The following is a 19,685-nucleotide window of genomic DNA, read 5'->3' on the forward strand; positions in this document are numbered from 1 at the left end:
GCCGCGCGGCGTCCCTTGATTCCGGTCAAGAACAGCGATCCGGGGAAAATCACGCTGAAAATTGACAAGAATCATTATTATTCGCAGCGAAGCTTCCTAGACTCGGCGCCATCACTTAGCCAACCAGGAAGTCATCATGCGCACACTCGCTCCCCTGTCCCTCGCCCTGTTGTGTCTCGCACCGCTGGCCCAGGCCAAGGAATACCCCATCGGCGAACCGCAACTGTGCCCTGGGCTTGAAGTCGGCGCGGTGTACCTGCAACCGATCGAAATGGCCCCCGCCGGCATGATGCGCGCCACCGCCGATTCCGATGTGCACCTGGAGGCCGACATTCGCGCCACGGCGGACAACCAGCAGGGCTTCCAGGAAGGCAGCTTCGTGCCCTATCTCAACGTCTCGTTCCAGTTGAAGAAACAAGGCAACGACACCGAGCTCAAGGGCGATTTCCACGCCATGGTCGCCAACGACGGACCGCACTACGGCGATAACGTGAAGCTGCTCGGCCCCGGCAAATACCAACTGACCTTCACCGTACTGCCGCCGGCTGGCCACGCATCCCTCGGCCGTCACACCGACAAGGAAACCGGCGTCGCGCCGTGGTTCGAGCGCTGTGAGCTGCGTTACGAATTCGTCTACGCCGGGATCGGAAAAAAAGGCGGGTACTGAAGATGAGTTGCCGATTCATCTGGCTGATGCTGGCCGGCCTGTCGCTGCCATCGATCGCCGAGGCCGAACTGCTCACTTACGAGCTGAGCATGCGCGACGGGCAGTTCACCCCGCCGCAGCTTGAAGTGCCGGCCGGCCAGCGTTTCAAGATCGTGCTGAAGAACATCGGCCAAGGCCCGGCGGAATTCGAAAGCACGCCGCTACGGGTCGAGAAGGTCCTGTCCCCCGGCGTGACCAGCTTCGTGGTGATCCACCCGCTGCGCCCCGGCCGTTACCCGTTCTTCGATGAATTCAACCCGCAGTTACCCGAGGGCAGCATTCTCGCCCGCTAATCCTCAGGAGAGGTTCGAATGACGCAATCGATGTTCATTGTCTGGCGCGAAAGCGTCGAGGCCTTGCTGGTGATCGGCATTCTCCAGGCCTGGGTGAGCCGCCAGCAGCAGGCCGACCGACTGCTGCGCTACGTTTGGAGTGGCGCGGCCCTCGGCCTGTTGCTGTCGGGCGTGCTGGCCGGTTTGATCCTGTTGGCCGGCGAAGCCATGAGCGGCGGCGCCAACGAGTGGTTCCAGGCGTCGTTGGCGCTGGTCGCCAGTCTGCTGATCGTGCAAATGGTCGGCTGGATGCATCGCAACGCCGGCACGCTCAAGCATGACCTCACGCGTCAGGCCGACCAACGCCTGGGGCGCCAGGGTGGGATGGGGCTGCTGGTGCTGGCGTTGCTTGCCGTCAGCCGCGAAGGCAGCGAAACCGTGGTCTTTCTCTACGGCGCCGGCGCCCGGCTGGAAGGTCCTTCACTGGGGTTGTTCGCGGTCGGCGCGGTGGCCGGATTGGTCTTGTCGCTGCTGACCGTTTCCCTGCTCCACGGCAGCCGTCGATTCATCTCGTGGCCGCGCTTCTTCGCCATCAGCGAAGCGATCCTGCTGCTGTTGGGCTCGGCGCTTCTGGTCAGCGGTGTCGAGCGGATCGGCGGGCAACTGTTGGCGATGGATTGGCCGGAGGCGGTGTATCGCGCCATCGGCGATGCGCTGTGGGACAGCAGCGCCGTGCTGGACGACGGCCATGGCTTGGGCGCTTTTCTCGCCGACTTCACCGGTTATCGCGCCAGCCCCAGCCTGCTGACGTTGCTGGTGTGGCTCGGTTATTGGCTGGCCGTCGCCGGTTGGCTGCGGCCACGCAGCAAGGTGGAAAACCTGCCATGCCCGACCTGAACCCGGCGCTCCAGCGCCTCGGCGACGGCATGCGCCGCCATGGCGCGACCATCCGCACCGTGCAATGGGCGGTGGTGCTGTTCTACGCCGTGCTGTTGGTTCTCCCGGCGATGTTGCCGTTGCCGGACAGCCAGGCGCATCTCCTGGACAACTTGACGTTGTTGGCGCAGTTCCTGTTCTGGGGGATCTGGTGGCCGTTCGTGTTGCTGTCTATCGTCCTGTTCGGCCGGCTCTGGTGTGGCGTGCTGTGTCCCGAAGGCGCCTTGAGCGAATGGGCCAGCCGATACGGCCGTGGCCTCGGCGTGCCACGGGGATTGCGCTGGGCCGGTTGGCCGACCCTGGCGTTCTGCCTGACCACGCTCTACGGCCAGTTGATCAGCGTCTATGACTATGCCCAGGCGGCGCTGCTGATCCTCGGTGGCTCGACCGTCGCGGCGGTCGTCGTGGGATTGCTGTTCGCCCGTGGCAAACGGGTGTGGTGCCGTTACCTGTGCCCGGTCAGCGGCGTCTTTGCCCTGCTCGCCCGCCTCGCACCCGTGCACTTCCACGTGGATGAAAAACGCTGGCTGGAAAACCCGGCGCCGCGCCGCCCGCCGCCCAACTGCGCGCCTTTGCTCGACATCCGCCGGATGCGCGGCGCCGCCGATTGCCATGCCTGTGGCCGTTGCAGCGGCCAGCGCGACGCGGTGCGGCTGATCGCCCGCTCCAGCAATCAGGAAATCCTCCAGGCCACCCCAACCACGGTCTCGCCTTGGGATGTGCGCTTGCTGTTCTTCGGGGTCATTGGCCTGGCGATGGGGGCGTTCCAATGGACCGTCAGCCCTTGGTTCATTGCCTTGAAACAGGCGCTGGCCCAATGGCTGGTGTCCCGCCAGGTGGCCTGGCCGCTGATGGACAACGCGCCATGGTGGTTACTGACGCACTATCCGCAGCTCAACGACAGCTTCAGTTGGCTTGACGGATTTTGCATCGTTGTCTACCTGGGGATGAGTGCGTTGCTGATGGGCACCGCGTTGATGCTCCTGATGCGCCTGGCAGCGAGATTCACGGGTGATGCTGCACACTATTGGCCCTTGGCCATCACCCTGCTGCCCCTCGGCGGTGCAGGGTTGTTCCTGGGCTTGTCGGCCACAACGGTCAAGCTGTTGCGCTACGAAGGGTTGTTGTTGGATTGGGTGCAGCCAGCCCGGGCGCTGCTGCTGGTCGCGGCCATTGGCTGGAGTTTGCTGCTGGGTTGGAAGGTGCTCGGCCGCGACGGCGCCGGGCCGATCCGGCGAATGCCCGCCATGACCTGCCTGGTCTTGGCGAGCGGCTTGGTGGGATACGGTTGGTGGTTGCAGTTTTGGGGCTGGTGACACTCAAGCTTCAAGCCGCCCCCAATTCCTCGTGGGCGCGGGCTTGCTCAAACTAGCAAGGCATCAAACCTTGAACCGCGCCACTGTCTCATGCAGCGACCCCGCCATCTGCGCCAGGTCCTGGCCGGCGGTGTCGGTATGGCGGGCGCCGAGCAACACTTGTTCGGACAGGTTGCGGATGCCCACCAGGTTGCGGTCTACCTCGCGGGCCACCAGCGCCTGTTGCTCCGTGGCGCTGGCGATCATCAGGTTGCGTTCGTTGATCTGCGAGATCGAGCGGGCGATTTCATCCAGCGCGTCTCCCGAGCGCTGAGCCACTTGCAGCGTGGTTCGCACCCGTTCGCTGTTGCCTTGCATCGCGGTCAGGGCCTGCTCGCTGTCCTGGCGGATATTGCCGATCATGTCTTCGACTTCCCGGGTCGAATCCTGGGTGCGATGGGCCAGGGCCCGCACTTCATCGGCCACCACCGCAAACCCGCGTCCGGCATCCCCGGCGCGGGCCGCTTCGATGGCCGCGTTCAGCGCCAGCAGGTTGGTCTGTTCGGCAATGCTGCGGATGACGTCCAGCACCGAGCTGATGTCCTGGACGCGCCCCGCCAGTTGCTGGATGCGTCCCGACGTATCGGTCACGCCGTCGGCCAAGGCATGGATCGACGCGACGGTTTCCTGGACCTGTTCACGGCCGCGCTGGGCGGTTTGCTCCGAGAGCCGCGAGGCTTCGCTGGTGCTCACGGCGTTGCGCGCCACCTCATCCACCGCCGCAGTCATCTGGTTCACCGCCGCGGCGGCCTGTTCGATTTCCTGGCCTTGCAGCTGCAACGTACTGTTGGTCTGGCTGCTCACCGCACTCAACTCCTCCGAAGAACTCGCCACCCGATCCACCGACGCCGCAATCTGCCGGACCATGGCGTTCAGGCTCTGTTGCATGTCATGCATGCTGCCCATGACGCTGTCGTTCGCTCCGACGCCCACGGGTACCCGGATCGTCAGGTCACCCCGGGCGATGTGGCCCAGCACCCGCGCCGCATCAGTGGGTTCCCCGCCGAGGGGCCGGGTCACGCTGCGGGTCACCAGCATCGCGACGGTGCTCACCACGGCCAGGCACGCCAGCACCAACGCGAGCATGTTGCGTCGCGCTTCGCTGTAGCGCGCCTGGGCCAGTTGTTCGCGCTCGACGAAAATCCTGCCCTGCAAGGCCATCATCGCCTCCAGGCTTTTGTACACCTCAAGCTCCGCCGGGATCACGCCTTGCTTGAGCTGCGTCATCGCCTCGTCCGTCGCGCCCTGGCGGATCAGCGCCTGCACCTGGACAAACGCGGCCACGTAGGCCTCGCGGCGTTTCTTCAATTCGGCGTAGACGGCCTTGCCCTCGGGCTGGTCGAACAGCGGTTCGAGCGTCGCAAAAGCCTGGGTGATGCGCTGGCGGGTGGTGTCGATGGATTGCTGGACCTGCGCGTTGTTCTTGTCGATCAACAGGTCCCGGGTGTTCCTCGCGTTATCGCGCACGCCCGTGGCGATTACCATGATGGGGTCGATCTTCGGCCAATCGCGCTGGACGATCTGTACCGCCTGGTCGCGCAGCATCGCCAGGTCATTCAAGGCGTACAGCGCCAGGGCGATCAACGCCAAGGGCGCGATGGCGAAGCCGATCACGATACGTTGGGCAGTGGTGAATCTGGTCATGTCAAATGCTCCCTGTTCAACTACCTGCCAAATGGCAGCGCATTTGAAAACCATTGGAAAAAATCTCGCCCGGTACATCCCGGGCCGCTGTCGATGAGGGTTCCCGCGATCGCTCAACTGCGTAATACGAACGAGGGGAACAACTCGCGCATCGCGGCCCACAGCTCAGGCTGCAAGGCGTGTGCCGAAACGCTGGAAAGGTGGGGGTCGAGCATCCGTGCGGTGCGCACCAGTTGCACGGCAAAACGACTGACGCCCCGCTCGCTCAAGCGACGGGCCAGGGCCAACAGTCGGTCGGGGTCGAACAGATGCCAGTGCACGGTGGTGCGGCACTCGTAGTCCACGCCACTGTCGAGCAGATGGTCGAGGCTGCGCCAGTTCGCCGCGCCGCTGCCTTCGACCCGGGTCACGTCCAGGGCATCTTCGGGCAGGGCCTTGACGTCGAAGCCGACCCAATCGGCCAGCCCGACCACTTTGGCGAAGGCCGGCGGCTTGATGCCGGCGCTGTGCAGGCCGATGCGAAAGCCCATCTGCCGCACCTCCTCCATGGCCGCGGCCAGGCCGTCCTGCAAGGTCGGTTCGCCGCCGCTGAACACCACGGCATCGAGCAGATCCTGGCGACGTTGGAGGAACGCCAGCACCCGACACCAGTCCACTTCTTCACTGCCGCGCGGCGGGATCAGTTGCGGGTTATGGCAATAACGACAGCGCCAGGCGCAGCCCTGGCAGAACAGGACGCAGGCCAGTTGGCCCGGATAATCGAGGGTGGTCAGGGGCACCATGCCCCCGACCCGTAGCACTCGACTCATGGACGCCCGGCCGCGCGTTCGGTGAAGTGCACCCGCTCGCGATGCTCGGACTGCTTGCCTGGGTTGAAGGCCGCCACCGGGCGGTGATAGCCCATGACTCGGGTCCAGACTTCGCAACGTTGACGCTGCGCCTGTGGAATCGTTTGTACTGCGCTCATGGATAAAGCTCCTTGCGGTCGATGGATCGGATCAGTGAACGCTGCCTTGGTGCTGCTGTTGCAGCAGCAAGGCTTCGTCGCATTTCGGGCAGAACTCATGTTCGCCGGCCAGGTAGCCGTGCACCGGGCAGATGGAAAACGTCGGCGTGATGGTCAGGTACGGCAGGCGGAAACGCCCCAAGGCCTTGCGTACCAGTTGCTTGCAGGCCTGCGTCGAAGAAATCTGCTCCGCCATGTACAGGTGCAGCACGGTGCCGCCGGTGTATTTGCATTGCAGTTCGTCTTGCAGCTCCAGGGCTTCGAACGGATCTTCGGTGAAGCCCACCGGCAGTTGCGAAGAGTTGGTGTAGTACGGTGCGACCGGGCTGCCGGCCTGGAGGATGTCGGGGTAGCGCTTGAGGTCTTCCTTGGCGAAGCGATACGTGGTGCCTTCGGCGGGTGTCGCTTCGAGGTTGTAGAGGTGGCCGGTTTCTTCCTGGAAACGCAGCAGCGTGGCCCGCACGTGGTCCAGCAACTTAAGCGCGAAGGCCCGGCCTGTTTCGGTGTGCAGGCCCTCCTGGTCATCGGTGAAATTGCGCAGCATTTCGTGCAGGCCGTTCACGCCGATGGTGGAAAAGTGATTGCGCAAGGTGCCGAGGTAGCGCTTGGTGTAGGGGTACAAGCCGGCATCCATGTGATGCTGGATCACCTTGCGCTTGACCTCCAGGCTCTCCTTCGCCAGTTCCATCAGGGTATCGATGCGTTGCAGCAGCCCGCTGGTGTTGCCTTTGTACAGGTAGCCCAGGCGCGCGCAGTTGATCGTCACCACGCCCAGGGAACCGGTCTGCTCCGCCGAACCGAACAAGCCGCCACCGCGCTTGAGCAGCTCACGCACGTCAAGTTGCAAGCGGCAGCACATCGACCGCACCTGGTTGGGTTGCATGTCCGAATTCAGGAAGTTCTGGAAATACGGCAGGCCATAGCGGGCAGTCATCTCGAACAGGCGGTCGGCGTTTTCGCTGTCCCACGGAAAATCATGGGTGATGTTGTAGGTCGGTATCGGGAAGGTGAACACCCGGCCCTTCGCATCGCCGGCCTGCATCACTTCGATATAGGCACGGTTGATCAACTCCATTTCCGCCTGCAGGTCACCGTAGGCGAACGGCATTTCTTCGCCGCCGATCACTGGGATCTGCTCGCGCAGATCCTGGGGGCAGACCCAGTCGAAGGTGAGGTTGGTGAACGGCGTTTGCGTGCCCCAGCGCGACGGCACGTTGAGGTTGTAGATGAACTCCTGCAGCGACTGACGGACGTCGTCGTAGCTGAGGTTGTCCTTGCGTACATAGGGCGCCAGGTAGGTGTCGAACGAACTGAAGGCCTGGGCGCCGGCCCATTCGTTTTGCAGGGTACCGAGGAAATTCACCATCTGCCCCAGGGCGCTGCTCAAATGCTTGGGCGGGCCGGCCTCGACCCGTCCCGGCACGCCGTTGAGGCCTTCATGCAATAACGAGCGCAGGGACCAACCGGCGCAATAGCCGGCGAGCATGTCCAGGTCGTGAATATGCAAATCCGCCTCGCGGTGCGCCTCGCCGATGGCCTGGCTGTAGACCTCGTCCAGCCAATAGTTGGCGGTGACCTTGCCCGAAACGTTGAGGATCAACCCGCCCAGGGAATAACCCTGGTTGGCGTTGGCCTGCACGCGCCAGTCTTCGCGGTCCAGGTATTCGTTCATCGACGTGGCGACTTCCACCAGCGTGCGGCGATCCCGACGCAGGCGTCCGTGTTGCTCGCGGTAGACGATGTAGGCGCGCATGGACAGGAAATAGCCGGCGTCCATCAATACGCGCTCGACCCGGTCCTGGATCTGCTCGACGTTCAGCCGCGCCTGCCCTTCCAACCGCGCCAACACCGCCTCGAGCAAGCCTTCGGCCTCGGCTTCGGCGTATTCGCCGGTGGCCCTGCCAGCGGCGATCAACGCCTGGCGGATCTTGTCCGCGTCAAAGGCCACGACGCTGCCATCGCGCTTGTGCAAGCGGTTGCAGCCTACTGAGATCAACGTGCTGTGCATTTTGGCTCCAGATACTACATATAGGTGTTATTTATCTTAAAGACACAATATGCAGTGGAGGATACGTCTGAAGGGATTGCTTGAAATTGACTGATGTCAAGAAGGACCACAGCTCGGAAAGCTCTTTCGTGAACACCGAACAACTTTAACCTGCCTGACACACTGGATTGACTGCATTTAGGGCCGCTACGCGCCCCAGCGGGGATAAATCCCCTCGCCACAAAAGCCGCCATCCTCAGCCACCACTCATGTTCATGAACCGCACGATCTGCACTTCCCCACCGGGGCTGAAGTCATGCTGCAAAGGTTTGCCTTTCAATGCCCGTTTGATCGACTGCATGATCGGCTCATCATCCAGCGGATAACGCCGCAACAACCCCCTGAGGTCCAGCGAATCTTCTTGGCCCAGGCACAACAGCAAGCGCCCTTCGACGGTCATGCGCACGCGGTTGCAACTGGCGCAGAAGTTGTGGGTGTTGGGCGAAATGAAACCGATCCGGGTATCTGGATGACGCTCCAGGCGCACATAACGCGCCGGTCCGCCGCTGCTCTCGGCACTGTCGAGCAAACGATGGTGCCGGGCAATTTCAGCTCGAACTTCATCACTGGAACAGAACGACTCACCACGGGAACGTCCCACCTCACCCAAGGGCATTTCCTCGATGAAACTGATGTCGATGCGCTGGTCGATGGCGTATTGCACCAGCGCCGGGACTTCATCGAAGTTGCGCCCTTTCATCACCACGCAGTTGAGTTTGATCCGCTCGAATCCCGCGCCGGTTGCCGCCTCGATACCGGCCAGCACCCGATCCAGATCGCCGTTGCGGGTGATGGCTCGGAAGCGTTCGCCGTCGAGGCTGTCGAGGCTGATGTTCATACGCTTGACGCCAGCATCCACCAGCGGCCGGGCCAAGCGGCCCAGTTGCGAGCCGTTGCTGGTCATCACCAGTTCCCGCAGGCCGGGCAACGCCGCGATGTCGCGACACAACCCGACGATGCCCGGGCGGATCAGCGGCTCGCCTCCGGTGAGGCGAATCTTCTTCACCCCCAGGCCGACGAACAACCGCGCCAGGCGCTGCAGTTCTTCCAGGGTCAATACTTGCTGGCGCGGCAGGAAGGTCATGTTTTTCGCCATGCAATACACACAACGAAAATCACAACGATCGGTCACCGACATCCGCAAATAATCGATCTGGCGCCCAAACCCATCCTGCAACACCCCGTTCATGCGTACCTCCCGGTTGAACCGCTGCTCACTGCACCAGCGGCGAGTCGGCGCCCTGAAGATGAATACCGCGAATATCCGCCGCACCGATCAGGGTTTGCAGGTACTGCACCAGCGCTTTTTGCCACACGCCCTGCTGCAACTGGGTTCGAATCGCCGTCGCCACCGCCTCGTACGGCAACGGCTGGCCGTCGATGCGCTGGTCGATGCTGATCACGTGCCAGCCATAACGACTTTCCAACGGCTTGCTCGCCAGGCCCGCCGGCAGCGTGAACAACTGGCGCTCCAGCTCCGGCACGGTCTGGCCCTTGCTGATCTGCCCCAGCGAGCCGCCCTGCTCCTTGGACGGGCACGCCGAATGCTTCAGCGCCAACTCGGCGAAACTGCCCGGGAATTGGTCCAGCCGTTCCAGCAGCAACTCGGCTTGTACATGAGCCAGGCTGCGGGCCTCGGCATCGTCCGGCGCGCATTCGAGCAGGATGTGCCGTACCGCCAGCAACGGTGCGCTGTGAAAGCGCCCGCGGTTGCTGTCGTAGTAACGCAGGCAGGTGGCCTCGTCGCACTGCGGCACCTGCACCTCGCGCTCGAGCAACAGCCGCGTCGCCGCTTCTTCTTCGTTTTCACCGGCACCGACCTGCAACGCCAGGCCCAGTTCGGCGATACGTTGCTGGAGCAGTTCACGTATCACCAAGGCGCGGGCGGCCTGGTAGACCGCCTCCTCACGACTTTGCGCCGGGTGATATTGCAGCTCTTGGGCCATCGCCTGCGGGGTGATCGACACCCCGTTGACGCTGATGATCGGCCATTCCTGCTCGCTGCTGGCGATCAACTGCGGCGCTTCATCCGCCACCGTCGGCTCGGCCTGGGCCGGCTCGAACGCCACCGCCCCTACCGGTTCGATATCGACTATCGGCGCGGCTTTAGCCGAGGAACCACAACCGCCGCCGCCATTACCGCCACCACATCCGCATCCACTCGCCATGATCTTCTCCTCAGAACTTCTGCCGAACGATTTGATAACGACGCCCCAGGTACCAGACCGGCGCGCTGACGATATGGACGAGACGGGTGAAAGGGAACAGCACGAACAGGGTCAGGCCGAGCAATACGTGGAGCTTGTAGACCAGACCCACCGGGGCCATGGCCGTGGCGGCCTCGACTGGCTTGAGTAGCACGGTGTTCTGCGCCCAGTCAGCGAGCATCACCATCACCGAACCGTCCATGTGGGCGGTGGATGCGACGATAGTCATCAGGCCGAGCACCAACTGCACCAGCAGTACTACCAGCACCAGGATGTCCGACACATTGGAGGTGGCGCGAACCCGTGGATCGGTCAGCCGGCGGTTGAGCAACATCAGCAAGCCGATCAGCCCAAGCACGCCGAAGAAACCGCCGGAAACCATCGCCAGCAACTGCTTGTTCTCGGTGCTCAGGAAGTGGTGATAAACCGCCGAAGGCGTCAGCAGCCCGACAAAATGCCCAGCCAACACGAACAGCACGCCGACGTGGAACAGGTTGCTGGCCACGCGCATGCCGCGCTTGTTCAGCATCTGGCTCGAACCGGCCTTCCAGGTGTACTGCGACAGGTCGAACCGCGCCCAGCTGCCGATCAGGCAGATCGCCAGGGCGACATAGGGATAGACCCCGAACAACAACAGATCCCATTTAGACATTGCCCACCTCCCCGGCGGGCGCTGCGGCCCGGCCTTCATGCTGAAAATCCACCCAGTGCAGCGGCACCGCACTTTCTTCCCGGGCCCGACCCGGCGCGCTCGGCATCGAACTGCAACGGTCCTGCTGCTCGGCCTTCATGAAATCCACCGCCTCTTCTTCCCAGACCTTGTCCAGGGCTTCGAGGGAGTCGTCCCGATGCTCGGCCTTCACCTGCTCAAGCATCTCGGCCACCGCCGCCTGGGGTTCGGCCCCGGCGATTTGCAGCAAGGCGCGGAAGCAACTGGCGTAGGCGCTTTCCCGTTCGTCCAGGCGCGCCGCGAGCAAGGCCAGCAGGTGCGCGACATCGGCCAGGCCCTCGCGGGCCTCAAGGTCTTCGCGGGTGGACAGGAATTCCAGGTACAACGGGATGTAATCCGGCAGTTCCTTGATGCCAATGGCAAAACCGGCTTCTTCGTACTGGGCCATCATGTCGACCATGGCCTGGCCCCGGTCGCGGGACTCGCCATGCACGTGTTCGAACAGCAGCAGCGACAGTGAACGGCCCCGGCCAAACAACGCACCGTAATGCTCCTGGCCGTCCATCAAGTCCTGGCCGCAGATCAACTCCAGCAGCTCGAACAACCCGGCACGCTGGGCGGGACTGATTTCCCGCGCCTGCACGATCGCCTGCTCCAGCTCGTCGCGACCGGCCACCAGGGTCTCGGTCGGGTAATCGAGCAGCAACGAAATCACCTTGAGAATGCGCATGCTCATTCCTCCCACAACTGCACGGTCTTGATCACGTCGCGGCGGTTGGCTTTCTTGCCACCGAACATGTTGGTGTCGGAGCTGCCGCTGCAACCACTGCCAAAGCTGAAACCACAACCGGAGCGCTCGGCGAACGCATCGCTCATGGCGTCTTCGCGGTGGGCACTCGGCACCACGAAACGGTCTTCGTAGTTGGCGATGGCCAGGTAGCGGTACATCTCTTCCACCTGGTTCACGCTCAAGCCGACATCGGCGAGCACTTGCAGGTCCTGCACGCCGTCGACCTGCTCGGCACGCTTGTAGGCGCGCATCGCCAGCAAGCGTTTCAGCGCATGCTTGACCGGTTTTTCATCGCCGGCGGTGAGCATGTTCGCCAGGTAACGCAGCGGGATGCGCAGGCTGTCGACATCCGGGATCACCCCGTTCATGCCCACGGTGCCGGCGGCGGCCGCGTTCTGGATCGGCGACAGTGGCGGCACGTACCAGACCATTGGCAAGGTGCGGTATTCCGGGTGCAGCGGCAGTGCGAGTTTCCAGTCCACGGCCATTTTGTAGACCGGCGAACGTTGGGCCGAATCGATCACCGACTGCGGCACGCCATCGGCCAGGGCCTGGCGAATCACCGCCGGGTCGTTCGGGTCGAGGAAGATTTCCAGTTGCTTCTCGTACAGGTCTTGCTCGTTGGCGGTGCTCGCCACTTCATTGATGCGGTCGGCGTCATACAGCAGCACACCGAGATAGCGAATCCGGCCAACGCAGGTTTCGGCGCAAACGGTCGGCATCCCGGCTTCGATGCGCGGGTAGCAGAAGATGCACTTTTCCGACTTGCCGCTCTTCCAGTTGAAGTAGATCTTCTTGTACGGGCAGCCGCTGATGCACATGCGCCAGCCGCGGCATTTCTCCTGGTCGATGAGGACGATGCCGTCTTCCTCGCGCTTGTAGATCGCACCGCTCGGGCAGGACGCTGCGCACGCCGGGTTCAGGCAGTGCTCGCACAGGCGCGGCAGGTACATCATGAAAGTGTTTTCGTACTCGCCGTAGATGTCCGCCTGGATCTTGTCGAAGTTCTTGTCCTTGCGTCGCTTGGCGAATTCAGTGCCGAGGATTTCCTCCCAGTTCGGGCCCCACTCGATCTTTTCCATGCGCTTGCCGGACACCACCGAACGCGGGCGCGCGGTGGGTTGGTGCTCGCCCAGCGGCGCGGTGTGCAGGTGCTGGTAGTCGAAGTCGAACGGTTCGTAGTAATCGTCCAGGCTCGGCAGGTCCGGGTTGGCGAAGATGTTCGCCAGCACGCGGAACTTGCCGCCGATGCGCGGGTTGATCGAGCCGTCGGCGTTGCGGACCCAGCCGCCCTTCCACTTGTCCTGGTTTTCCCATTCCTTGGGATAGCCGATGCCCGGCTTGGATTCGACGTTGTTGAACCAGGCGTATTCCATGCCTTCGCGGCTGGTCCAGACGTTCTTGCAGGTGATCGAGCAGGTGTGGCAGCCGATGCATTTGTCCAGGTTCAGGACCATGCCGATTTGTGAGCGAATCTTCATCTCAGTTCTCCTCGATATCAGTCGGCAGTGGACGCGGCAAATCATCGCCACTGGAACCGTCGAGCCAATCGACCTTGACCATCTTGCGCACCACGACGAATTCATCGCGGTTGCAACCGACCGTGCCGTAATAGTTGAAGCCGTAGGCCTGTTGGGCGTAGCCGCCGATCATGTGGGTGGGCTTGAGCACCACGCGGGTCACCGAGTTGTGGTGGCCGCCACGGGTCTTGGTGGTTTCCGAACCCGGCACGTTCACGATCCGTTCCTGGGCGTGGTACATCATCACCATGCCTTCCTTGACCCGCTGGCTGACCACCGCCCGGGCGGTCAGTGCGCCGTTGGCGTTGAAGCATTCGATCCAGTCGTTGTCCTCGATCCCGGCGCGCTTGGCGTCGATTTCCGAGAGCCAGACAATCGGTCCGCCACGGCTCAAGGTGAGCATCAGCAGGTTGTCGCTGTAGGTGCTGTGGATGCCCCATTTCTGGTGCGGGGTGATCCAGTTCAGGACGATCTCGGTCTCGCCATTGCTGCGTTTGCCCTTCACGCCTTCGATGGTGCGGGTGTTGACCGGCGGCCGATAACTCATCAGTTGCTCGCCGAACGCCTGCATCCACGGGTGATCCTGGTAGAACTGCTGGCGACCGGTGATGGTGCGCCATGGGATCGACTCATGGACGTTGGTGTAGCCGGCGTTGTAGCTGACGTGATCGTCTTCCAGGCCGGACCAGGTCGGGCTGGAAATGATCTTGCGCGGCTGGGCCTGGATGTCACGGAAGCGAATCGCCTCGTGCTCTTTCGACACGGCCAAGTGGCTGTGGTCGATGCCGGTGAATTCCGACAGCGCCGCCCAGGCTTTCACCGCGACATGGCCGTTGGTTTCCGGCGCCAGGGACAGGATCACTTCGGCGGCGTCGATGGCGCTGTCGATTTTTGGCCGGCCTTGGCTGATGCCCGCGTCGACTTCCTTGTGGTTCAGCTCACCGAGGAACTTCACTTCGGTGTCGGTGTTCCAGTTGATGCCCTTGCCGCCGTTGCCGAGTTTTTCCAGCATCGGGCCCAGGGAGGTGAACTGCTTGTAGATGTTCGGGTAGTCACGCTCGACCACTTGCAGGTTTGGCGCGTTCTTGCCCGGGACTGGCGCCACACCGGCGCTTTTCCAGTCGGTGCCGCCGAATGGCTGGGCCAGTTCGCCGACGCTGTCGTGCATCAGCGGTACGGTGACTAGGTCTTTCTCGACACCCAGATGACCGACTGCCATGGCCGAAAACGCCTTGGCGATGCCCTTGTAGATTTCCCAGTCCGAACGCGACTCCCAGGCCGGATCGATGGCGGCCGACAGTGGGTGGATGAACGGGTGCATGTCCGAGGTGTTCATGTCGTCTTTTTCATACCAGGTCGCGGTCGGCAAGACGATGTCGGAATACACGCAGGTCGAGGACATGCGGAAGTCCAGGGTGGTCACCAGGTCGAGTTTGCCAATGGCGCCCTCGTCGACCCATTCGGCTTCGGTAGGCTTGCAGTCACCGACCTGGCCGATGTCTTCGTTCATCACGCCGTTCTTCGTACCGAGCAGGTACTTGAGCATGTACTCGTGGCCCTTGCCCGAAGACCCGAGCAGGTTGGAACGCCAGATGAACATGTTGCGCGGGAAGTTGACCGGGCTGTCCGGCTGTTCGCAGGCAAAGCGCAGGGAACCGTCCTGCAGTGACTTGACCACGTAGTCCTTCGGATCAAGGCCTGCGGCGGCGGCATCGCGGCAGATATTCAGCGGGTTGGTGTTGAGCTGCGGCGCGCTGGGCAACCAACCGGCGCGTTCGGCGCGGATGTTGTAGTCCAGGGCGTGTTCGGGGAACTGCGACTTGTCCGCCAGGGGCGAGAGCACATCGTGCATGCTCATCTTCTCGTGGCGCCATTGCGAGCTGTGGCCATAGAAGAAGCTGGTGCCGTTCATCTGCCGTGGCGGACGGTTCCAGTCCAGGCCGAAGGCCAGGGGCAGCCAGCCGCATTGCGGACGGAGTTTTTCCTGGCCGACATAGTGGGCCCAGCCGCCGCCGGTCTGGCCGACGCAACCGCAGAGCATGAGCATGTTGATCAGCCCGCGGTAGTTCATGTCCATGTGGTACCAGTGGTTCATCGCCGCACCGACGATGATCATCGAGCGTCCCCGGGTCTTGTCGGCGTTGCCGGCGAACTCGCGGGCGATCTGGATCGCCTTCTCGCGGCTCACACCGGTGATCTGCTCCTGCCAGGCCGGAGTGCCGGGCACCGAGGCGTCGTCATAGTCCTTGGCAACGTTGGCACCACCGAGGCCACGGTCGATCGCCAGGTTGGCCGCCGACAGGTCGAACACCGTGGCGACTTTCGCCACGCTGCCATCGGCCAGCACCACGCTGTGCACCGGCACCCGGCGGAACTGCACCGCGTCACCGGCCACATGCTGGAAGTACTCCTGGGCTTCGCCGGCGAAGTACGGGAACGCCACCTCGGCGACGTCGCCGCCGATCAGGCTCAGCTTGAGGTCGATGTCACGGCCTTCGCCACCTTCGCGGGGCAGGATGTTCCACTTGCCTTTCTCGCCCCAGCGATAACCGATGGAGCCTTGGGGCGAAACCAGTTCGCCGTTGGCGTCCAGGGCGATGGTTTTCCATTCCGGGTTGTTGTCCTGGCCGAGGTTGTCGGTCAGGTCGCTGGCCCGCAGGAAACGGTCCGGCTGGTAACCCGAACCCGGCGCCGTGCCGAGCATTGGCTTGAGCATCACCAGCACCGGCAGGTCGGTGTAGCGCTTGGCGTATTCGGTGAAATAGGCGCTCGGCTTGTCCAGGTGGAATTCTTTGAAGATCACATGATTGAAGGCCTGGGCCAGCGCGGCGTCGGTGCCCTGCTTGGGGTTGAGCCACAGGTCGGTGAGCTTGGCGACTTCCGAATAGTCCGGGGTGATCGCCACGGTCTTGGTGCCCTTGTAGCGCACCTCGGTGAAGAAGTGGGCGTCAGGGGTACGGGTCTGCGGGACGTTGGAGCCCCAGGCAATGATGTAGTTGGAGTTGTACCAGTCGGCCGATTCCGGCACGTCGGTCTGCTCGCCCCAGACCATCGGCGAGGCTGGCGGCAAGTCGCAATACCAGTCGTAGAAGCTCAGGCACACGCCACCGATCAGCGACAGGTAACGCGAGCCGGCGGCGTAGCTGACCATCGACATCGCCGGGATCGGCGAGAAGCCCACCACCCGGTCCGGACCATGTTCCTTGACGGTGTAGACGTTGGCAGCGGCGATGATCTCGTTGACTTCTTCCCAGTTGGAACGGATGAAGCCACCCATGCCGCGCTTGCTTTTATAGGAGTCGGCCTTGGCCTTGTTCTCGACGATGCTGGCCCAGGCTTCCACCGGCGGCAGGGTCTGCCGGGCTTCGCGCCACAGTTTGAGCAACGGCTTGCGGATCTTCGGGTACTTGAGCCGGTTGGCGCTGTAGATGTACCAACTGTAGCTCGCACCGCGAGGGCAGCCGCGTGGTTCGTGGTTGGGCAGATCGTTGCGGGTGCGCGGGTAGTCGGTCTGCTGGGTTTCCCAAGTGATCAGGCCGTTCTTGACGTAGATTTTCCAGGAGCACGAACCGGTGCAGTTCACCCCATGGGTGGAACGCACGATCTTGTCGTACTGCCAGCGGGAACGGTAGACGTTTTCCCAGTCGCGGGACTCCTTGCGGGTCTCGCCGTGGCCGTCTGAAAACTCGCCTTGCTTGCGGTTGAAAAACCGCAGTTGATCCAGTAAATGACTCACAGTGTGTTCCTCTCAGGCTTGCTCCGCGGGGTCTGCGCCCCGCCCACGCAGGTTTAGGTTCGGCTTAGCAAGGTGTCGCGGCGCCCTTGCGGGCATACCACCACCAGGTCACCACGATGCAGCTCAGGTAGAAGCCGACGAACATGTAGAAGGCCATCTCCGGGCCGCCGGTCAGGGCCATCGAAGTGCCGAATGATTTGGGAATGAAGAAGGCTCCGAAGGCGCCCATGGCCGAGCTGAAGCCCAGCACCGCGGCCGATTCCTTGCCGGCGTTCTTGAGCGCTTGCTCACGTACCTCGGGCTTTTTGCCCAGGGCGGCTTTCTCGTGCAGGGTGCGGAAGATCACCGGGATCATGCGGAAGGTCGAACCGTTGCCCACGCCGGTGGTGATAAACAGCAACATGAACATGCCGAGGAAGCCGTAGAAGCTGCCGCCCTCGCCGCCCTTAGGCAGAAAGTGCAAGACGCCGAACACCATCACGATCATCAACACGAAGTTCCACAGGGTGACTTTGGCGCCACCGAGCTTGTCCGCCAGCCAGCCACCCAGCGGCCGCACCAAGGCACCCACCAGCGGGCCGAGGAAGGCGAATTTCAGGGCGATGACTTCCGGGAACGAGGTCTTGATCAGCAGCGGGAACGCGGCGGAGAAACCGATGAACGAACCGAAGGTGGCCAGGTACAGCCAGCACATCAACCAGTTGTGCTTGCGCTTGAAGATCACCGCCTGTTCACTGAACGATGCCCGGGCGCTGGACAGGTCGTTCATGCCGAACCAGGCAATCAGGGTCACGGCGAGGATGAACGGCACCCAGATGAAACCGGCGTTCTGCAACCACAGCGAGCTGCCGTCGGCCAACACCTGCGGCTGGCCACCCATGAAGCCGAACACACCAAAGGAAATCACCAGCGGCACGCAGAACTGCATCACCGACACGCCCAGGTTGCCCAGCCCGGCGTTGAGGCCCAGGGCGGTGCCCTGCTGGGCCTTGGGGTAGAAGAAGCTGATGTTGGACATGCTCGAGGCGAAATTGCCGCCGCCGAAACCGCAGAGCAATGCGATCAGCACGAACACGCTATAAGGCGTGGCTGGATCCTGCACGGCGAACCCCATCCACAGCGCCGGTATCAGCAGGGATGCGGTGCTCAGGGCTGTCCAACGACGGCCACCGAAGATCGGCACCATGAACGAGTAGAAAATGCGCAAGGTCGCGCCGGACAATCCCGGCAACGCCGCCAGCCAGAACAGCTGGTCGGTGCTGAAGCTGAAGCCAATGGCATTCAGGCGCACGATCACCGTGCTCCAGACCATCCACACCGCGAAGGCCAACAGCAGCGCCGGGATGGAAATCCACAGGTTGCGCCGGGCGGTCTGTTTGCCGCTGCGCCCCCAGAACGCTGGGTCTTCCGGGCGCCAGTCATGAATGACCGGGCCTTTTTCAGGCGTTTGCAGAACGGACATGTTCTTCTCCTTGGGCAATGCTGGAAAACGGGGATTGGCTGGCCGGCGGTTGTTTGCCCAGCAACGGGCGCTTGCGCACCTCGCTGAGGTACATCCAGATCAACGAGACCCAGACCACGCCGTAGAGCAACATGAAGCAGGACGAGCGCACGCCGGTGAGGTCCACCAGGGCGCCAAACATGATCGGCAGCACGAAACCACCCAAGCCACCGGCCAGGCCGACGATGCCGGACACCGCGCCCATGTTCTGCGGGTAATCGTTGGCGATGTACTTGAAGACCGAAGCCTTGCCGAACGCGAAGGCGATGCCCATCACGAACAGCAGCACGGTGAAGAGCGTGGCGTTGAGACCGATGTGGAAATCGACGATGCCGTTGACGGTCTGCACTTGCAGTTGCGTCTGGGGATAGGACAGCAGGAACAGGCAGATCCAGCTCACCCACAACACCCACCAGGTCACGCTCTGGGCGCCCCAGCGGTCGGACATCCAGCCGCCGACGGCCCGCAGCACACCGCCCGGCAGGGAAAAACACGCCGCCAGCAGCGCCGCGCTTTGCAGGCTGAAACCGTATTCCTGCACGTAGTACTTGGTCATCCACAAGGCCAAGGCTACGTAACCGCCGAACACGATGGAGTAGTACTGGCAGTAGCGCCATACGGCGGGGTCTTTCAGTGACTTGAGTTGCTCGCGCAGGGTGGCGCCGCCGGCACTGCGGTGTTCTTTCTTCTCGGCGGTGAGGAACCAGAACAGCAGCGCGGTGATGAACAGAATCGCGCTGAACACCTTTGGCACCAGGTGCCAGCTGCCCAGCGCAATCAAGGCCGGCGCGAGGAACTTGGTCACTGCGGCACCGGCGTTGCCCGCGCCAAACACGCCCATGGCAAAACCCTGGTTATGCTTGTCGAACCACTTGGCGACGTAGGCGATGCCCACCGAGAACGAGCCGCCGGCCAGGCCGACGAACAGGCCCAGCACCAGGAACTGCCAATAGGCCGTCGCCAAGGTGATCAGGTAGAGCGGCAACACGCAGGACAACATCAGCAGGAAAAACACGATGCGTCCGCCGAAGCGGTCGGTGAGCAGGCCCAGGGGCAGGCGCACCAGCGAACCGGTCAATACCGGCGTGGCGGCCAGCAGGCCAAACTGGGTTTCGTTGAGGGCCAGCAGTTCCTTGATCGGAACGCCGAGCACGGCAAACATCATCCAGACCATGAAGCACACGGTGAAGGCCAGGGTACTCATCCCCAGTACCAGCCCTTGTTGCACTTGCGCTCGCATCACGCTGCCCCCCAGTCAATTCGTTGAGCGCAGACTAGTGATGCCTACCCCGCGA

The 19,685-nt window shown here is 62.8% G+C and carries 16 protein-coding genes; 4 read left to right on the forward strand and 12 right to left on the reverse strand.

From position 1 onward, the window contains the following. The first annotated feature begins 136 nt into the window (after positions 1-136). From JZ00_RS00600 to JZ00_RS00615, 4 genes are read left to right on the forward strand one after another with little or no spacing between them, the layout of a single operon-like run. On the forward strand, positions 137-667 hold the full coding sequence (locus JZ00_RS00600) for an iron transporter (protein ID WP_030138811.1): 531 nt from the start codon (positions 137-139) through the stop codon (positions 665-667). Positions 668-669: 2 nt separating this feature from the next. Beyond that, a complete protein-coding gene (locus tag JZ00_RS00605; RefSeq protein WP_030138810.1) occupies positions 670-999 on the forward strand; it encodes a cupredoxin domain-containing protein in 330 nt (109 codons plus the stop codon). Between the two features lie 18 nt (positions 1,000-1,017). Beyond that, positions 1,018-1,875: an FTR1 family iron permease gene (locus JZ00_RS00610; RefSeq protein ID WP_030138809.1), complete on the forward strand. Its 858-nt coding sequence runs from the start codon at positions 1,018-1,020 to the stop codon at positions 1,873-1,875. Continuing rightward, complete coding sequence (locus JZ00_RS00615; protein ID WP_039591097.1) at positions 1,863-3,230, forward strand: 4Fe-4S binding protein; 1,368 nt, start codon at positions 1,863-1,865, stop codon at positions 3,228-3,230. The genes JZ00_RS00610 and JZ00_RS00615 overlap by 13 nt, the downstream gene beginning before the upstream one ends. A 63-nt stretch (positions 3,231-3,293) precedes the next feature. Here the strand turns inward: JZ00_RS00615 and JZ00_RS00620 are convergent, their stop codons facing one another. The 12 genes from JZ00_RS00620 to JZ00_RS00675 all read right to left on the reverse strand — a co-directional run bounded on the left by JZ00_RS00620 (position 3,294) and on the right by JZ00_RS00675 (position 19,630). After that, complete coding sequence (locus JZ00_RS00620; RefSeq protein ID WP_039591099.1) at positions 3,294-4,913, reverse strand: methyl-accepting chemotaxis protein; 1,620 nt, start codon at positions 4,911-4,913, stop codon at positions 3,294-3,296. A gap of 113 nt (positions 4,914-5,026) precedes the next feature. Next, a complete protein-coding gene (locus JZ00_RS00625) occupies positions 5,027-5,722 on the reverse strand; it encodes an anaerobic ribonucleoside-triphosphate reductase activating protein (RefSeq protein ID WP_039591101.1) in 696 nt (231 codons plus the stop codon). Next, positions 5,719-5,880 carry an anaerobic ribonucleoside-triphosphate reductase gene (nrdD, locus tag JZ00_RS00630; RefSeq protein WP_030137643.1) on the reverse strand — a complete coding sequence of 54 codons (162 nt, stop codon included), beginning with the start codon at positions 5,878-5,880 and terminating at the stop codon, positions 5,719-5,721. Before nrdD ends, JZ00_RS00625 begins: the two co-directional genes overlap by 4 nt. Before the next feature lie 31 nt (positions 5,881-5,911). Continuing rightward, on the reverse strand, positions 5,912-7,927 hold the full coding sequence (locus tag JZ00_RS00635) for a ribonucleoside triphosphate reductase (protein ID WP_039591104.1): 2,016 nt from the start codon (positions 7,925-7,927) through the stop codon (positions 5,912-5,914). 235 nt (positions 7,928-8,162) lie between these two features. Beyond that, entirely contained in the window at positions 8,163-9,155 is a 993-nt protein-coding gene (moaA, locus tag JZ00_RS00640) for a GTP 3',8-cyclase MoaA (protein WP_039591106.1), read from the reverse strand. A 25-nt stretch (positions 9,156-9,180) separates the two neighbouring features. Next, positions 9,181-10,134, reverse strand: a complete 954-nt coding sequence (locus JZ00_RS00645; RefSeq protein WP_039591107.1) for a peptidylprolyl isomerase — start codon at positions 10,132-10,134, stop codon at positions 9,181-9,183. A gap of 10 nt (positions 10,135-10,144) precedes the next feature. Then, positions 10,145-10,825 carry a respiratory nitrate reductase subunit gamma gene (gene narI / locus JZ00_RS00650; RefSeq protein WP_039591108.1) on the reverse strand — a complete coding sequence of 227 codons (681 nt, stop codon included), beginning with the start codon at positions 10,823-10,825 and terminating at the stop codon, positions 10,145-10,147. Then, a complete protein-coding gene (narJ, locus tag JZ00_RS00655; RefSeq protein ID WP_039591109.1) occupies positions 10,818-11,573 on the reverse strand; it encodes a nitrate reductase molybdenum cofactor assembly chaperone in 756 nt (251 codons plus the stop codon). Before narJ ends, narI begins: the two co-directional genes overlap by 8 nt. A 2-nt stretch (positions 11,574-11,575) precedes the next feature. Further along, positions 11,576-13,114, reverse strand: a complete 1,539-nt coding sequence (gene narH, locus JZ00_RS00660) for a nitrate reductase subunit beta (protein WP_039591111.1) — start codon at positions 13,112-13,114, stop codon at positions 11,576-11,578. 1 nt (position 13,115) lies between these two features. Further along, a complete protein-coding gene (locus tag JZ00_RS00665) occupies positions 13,116-16,889 on the reverse strand; it encodes a nitrate reductase subunit alpha (RefSeq protein ID WP_039591113.1) in 3,774 nt (1,257 codons plus the stop codon). A gap of 64 nt (positions 16,890-16,953) precedes the next feature. Next, a complete protein-coding gene (locus tag JZ00_RS00670; protein ID WP_039591115.1) occupies positions 16,954-18,351 on the reverse strand; it encodes a NarK family nitrate/nitrite MFS transporter in 1,398 nt (465 codons plus the stop codon). Continuing rightward, complete coding sequence (locus JZ00_RS00675; protein ID WP_232916770.1) at positions 18,329-19,630, reverse strand: MFS transporter; 1,302 nt, start codon at positions 19,628-19,630, stop codon at positions 18,329-18,331. Before JZ00_RS00675 ends, JZ00_RS00670 begins: the two co-directional genes overlap by 23 nt. Between the last annotated feature and the right edge of the window lie 55 nt (positions 19,631-19,685).

The sequence above is a fragment of the Pseudomonas frederiksbergensis genome, from assembly GCF_000802155.2.
Lineage (GTDB): Bacteria > Pseudomonadota > Gammaproteobacteria > Pseudomonadales > Pseudomonadaceae > Aquipseudomonas > Aquipseudomonas frederiksbergensis_A.

Coding starts and splice junctions, on each gene's coding strand:
- JZ00_RS00600 (WP_030138811.1), top strand. CDS start 137: ATGCGCACACTCGCTCCCCTGTCCCTCGCCCTGTTGTGTCTCGCACCG.
- JZ00_RS00605 (WP_030138810.1), top strand. CDS start 670: ATGAGTTGCCGATTCATCTGGCTGATGCTGGCCGGCCTGTCGCTGCCA.
- JZ00_RS00610 (WP_030138809.1), top strand. CDS start 1,018: ATGACGCAATCGATGTTCATTGTCTGGCGCGAAAGCGTCGAGGCCTTG.
- JZ00_RS00615 (WP_039591097.1), top strand. CDS start 1,863: ATGCCCGACCTGAACCCGGCGCTCCAGCGCCTCGGCGACGGCATGCGC.
- JZ00_RS00620 (WP_039591099.1), bottom strand. CDS start 4,913: ATGACCAGATTCACCACTGCCCAACGTATCGTGATCGGCTTCGCCATC.
- JZ00_RS00625 (WP_039591101.1), bottom strand. CDS start 5,722: ATGAGTCGAGTGCTACGGGTCGGGGGCATGGTGCCCCTGACCACCCTC.
- nrdD (WP_030137643.1), bottom strand. CDS start 5,880: ATGAGCGCAGTACAAACGATTCCACAGGCGCAGCGTCAACGTTGCGAA.
- JZ00_RS00635 (WP_039591104.1), bottom strand. CDS start 7,927: ATGCACAGCACGTTGATCTCAGTAGGCTGCAACCGCTTGCACAAGCGC.
- moaA (WP_039591106.1), bottom strand. CDS start 9,155: ATGAACGGGGTGTTGCAGGATGGGTTTGGGCGCCAGATCGATTATTTG.
- JZ00_RS00645 (WP_039591107.1), bottom strand. CDS start 10,134: ATGGCGAGTGGATGCGGATGTGGTGGCGGTAATGGCGGCGGCGGTTGT.
- narI (WP_039591108.1), bottom strand. CDS start 10,825: ATGTCTAAATGGGATCTGTTGTTGTTCGGGGTCTATCCCTATGTCGCC.
- narJ (WP_039591109.1), bottom strand. CDS start 11,573: ATGCGCATTCTCAAGGTGATTTCGTTGCTGCTCGATTACCCGACCGAG.
- narH (WP_039591111.1), bottom strand. CDS start 13,114: ATGAAGATTCGCTCACAAATCGGCATGGTCCTGAACCTGGACAAATGC.
- JZ00_RS00670 (WP_039591115.1), bottom strand. CDS start 18,351: ATGTCCGTTCTGCAAACGCCTGAAAAAGGCCCGGTCATTCATGACTGG.
- JZ00_RS00675 (WP_232916770.1), bottom strand. CDS start 19,630: ATGCGAGCGCAAGTGCAACAAGGGCTGGTACTGGGGATGAGTACCCTG.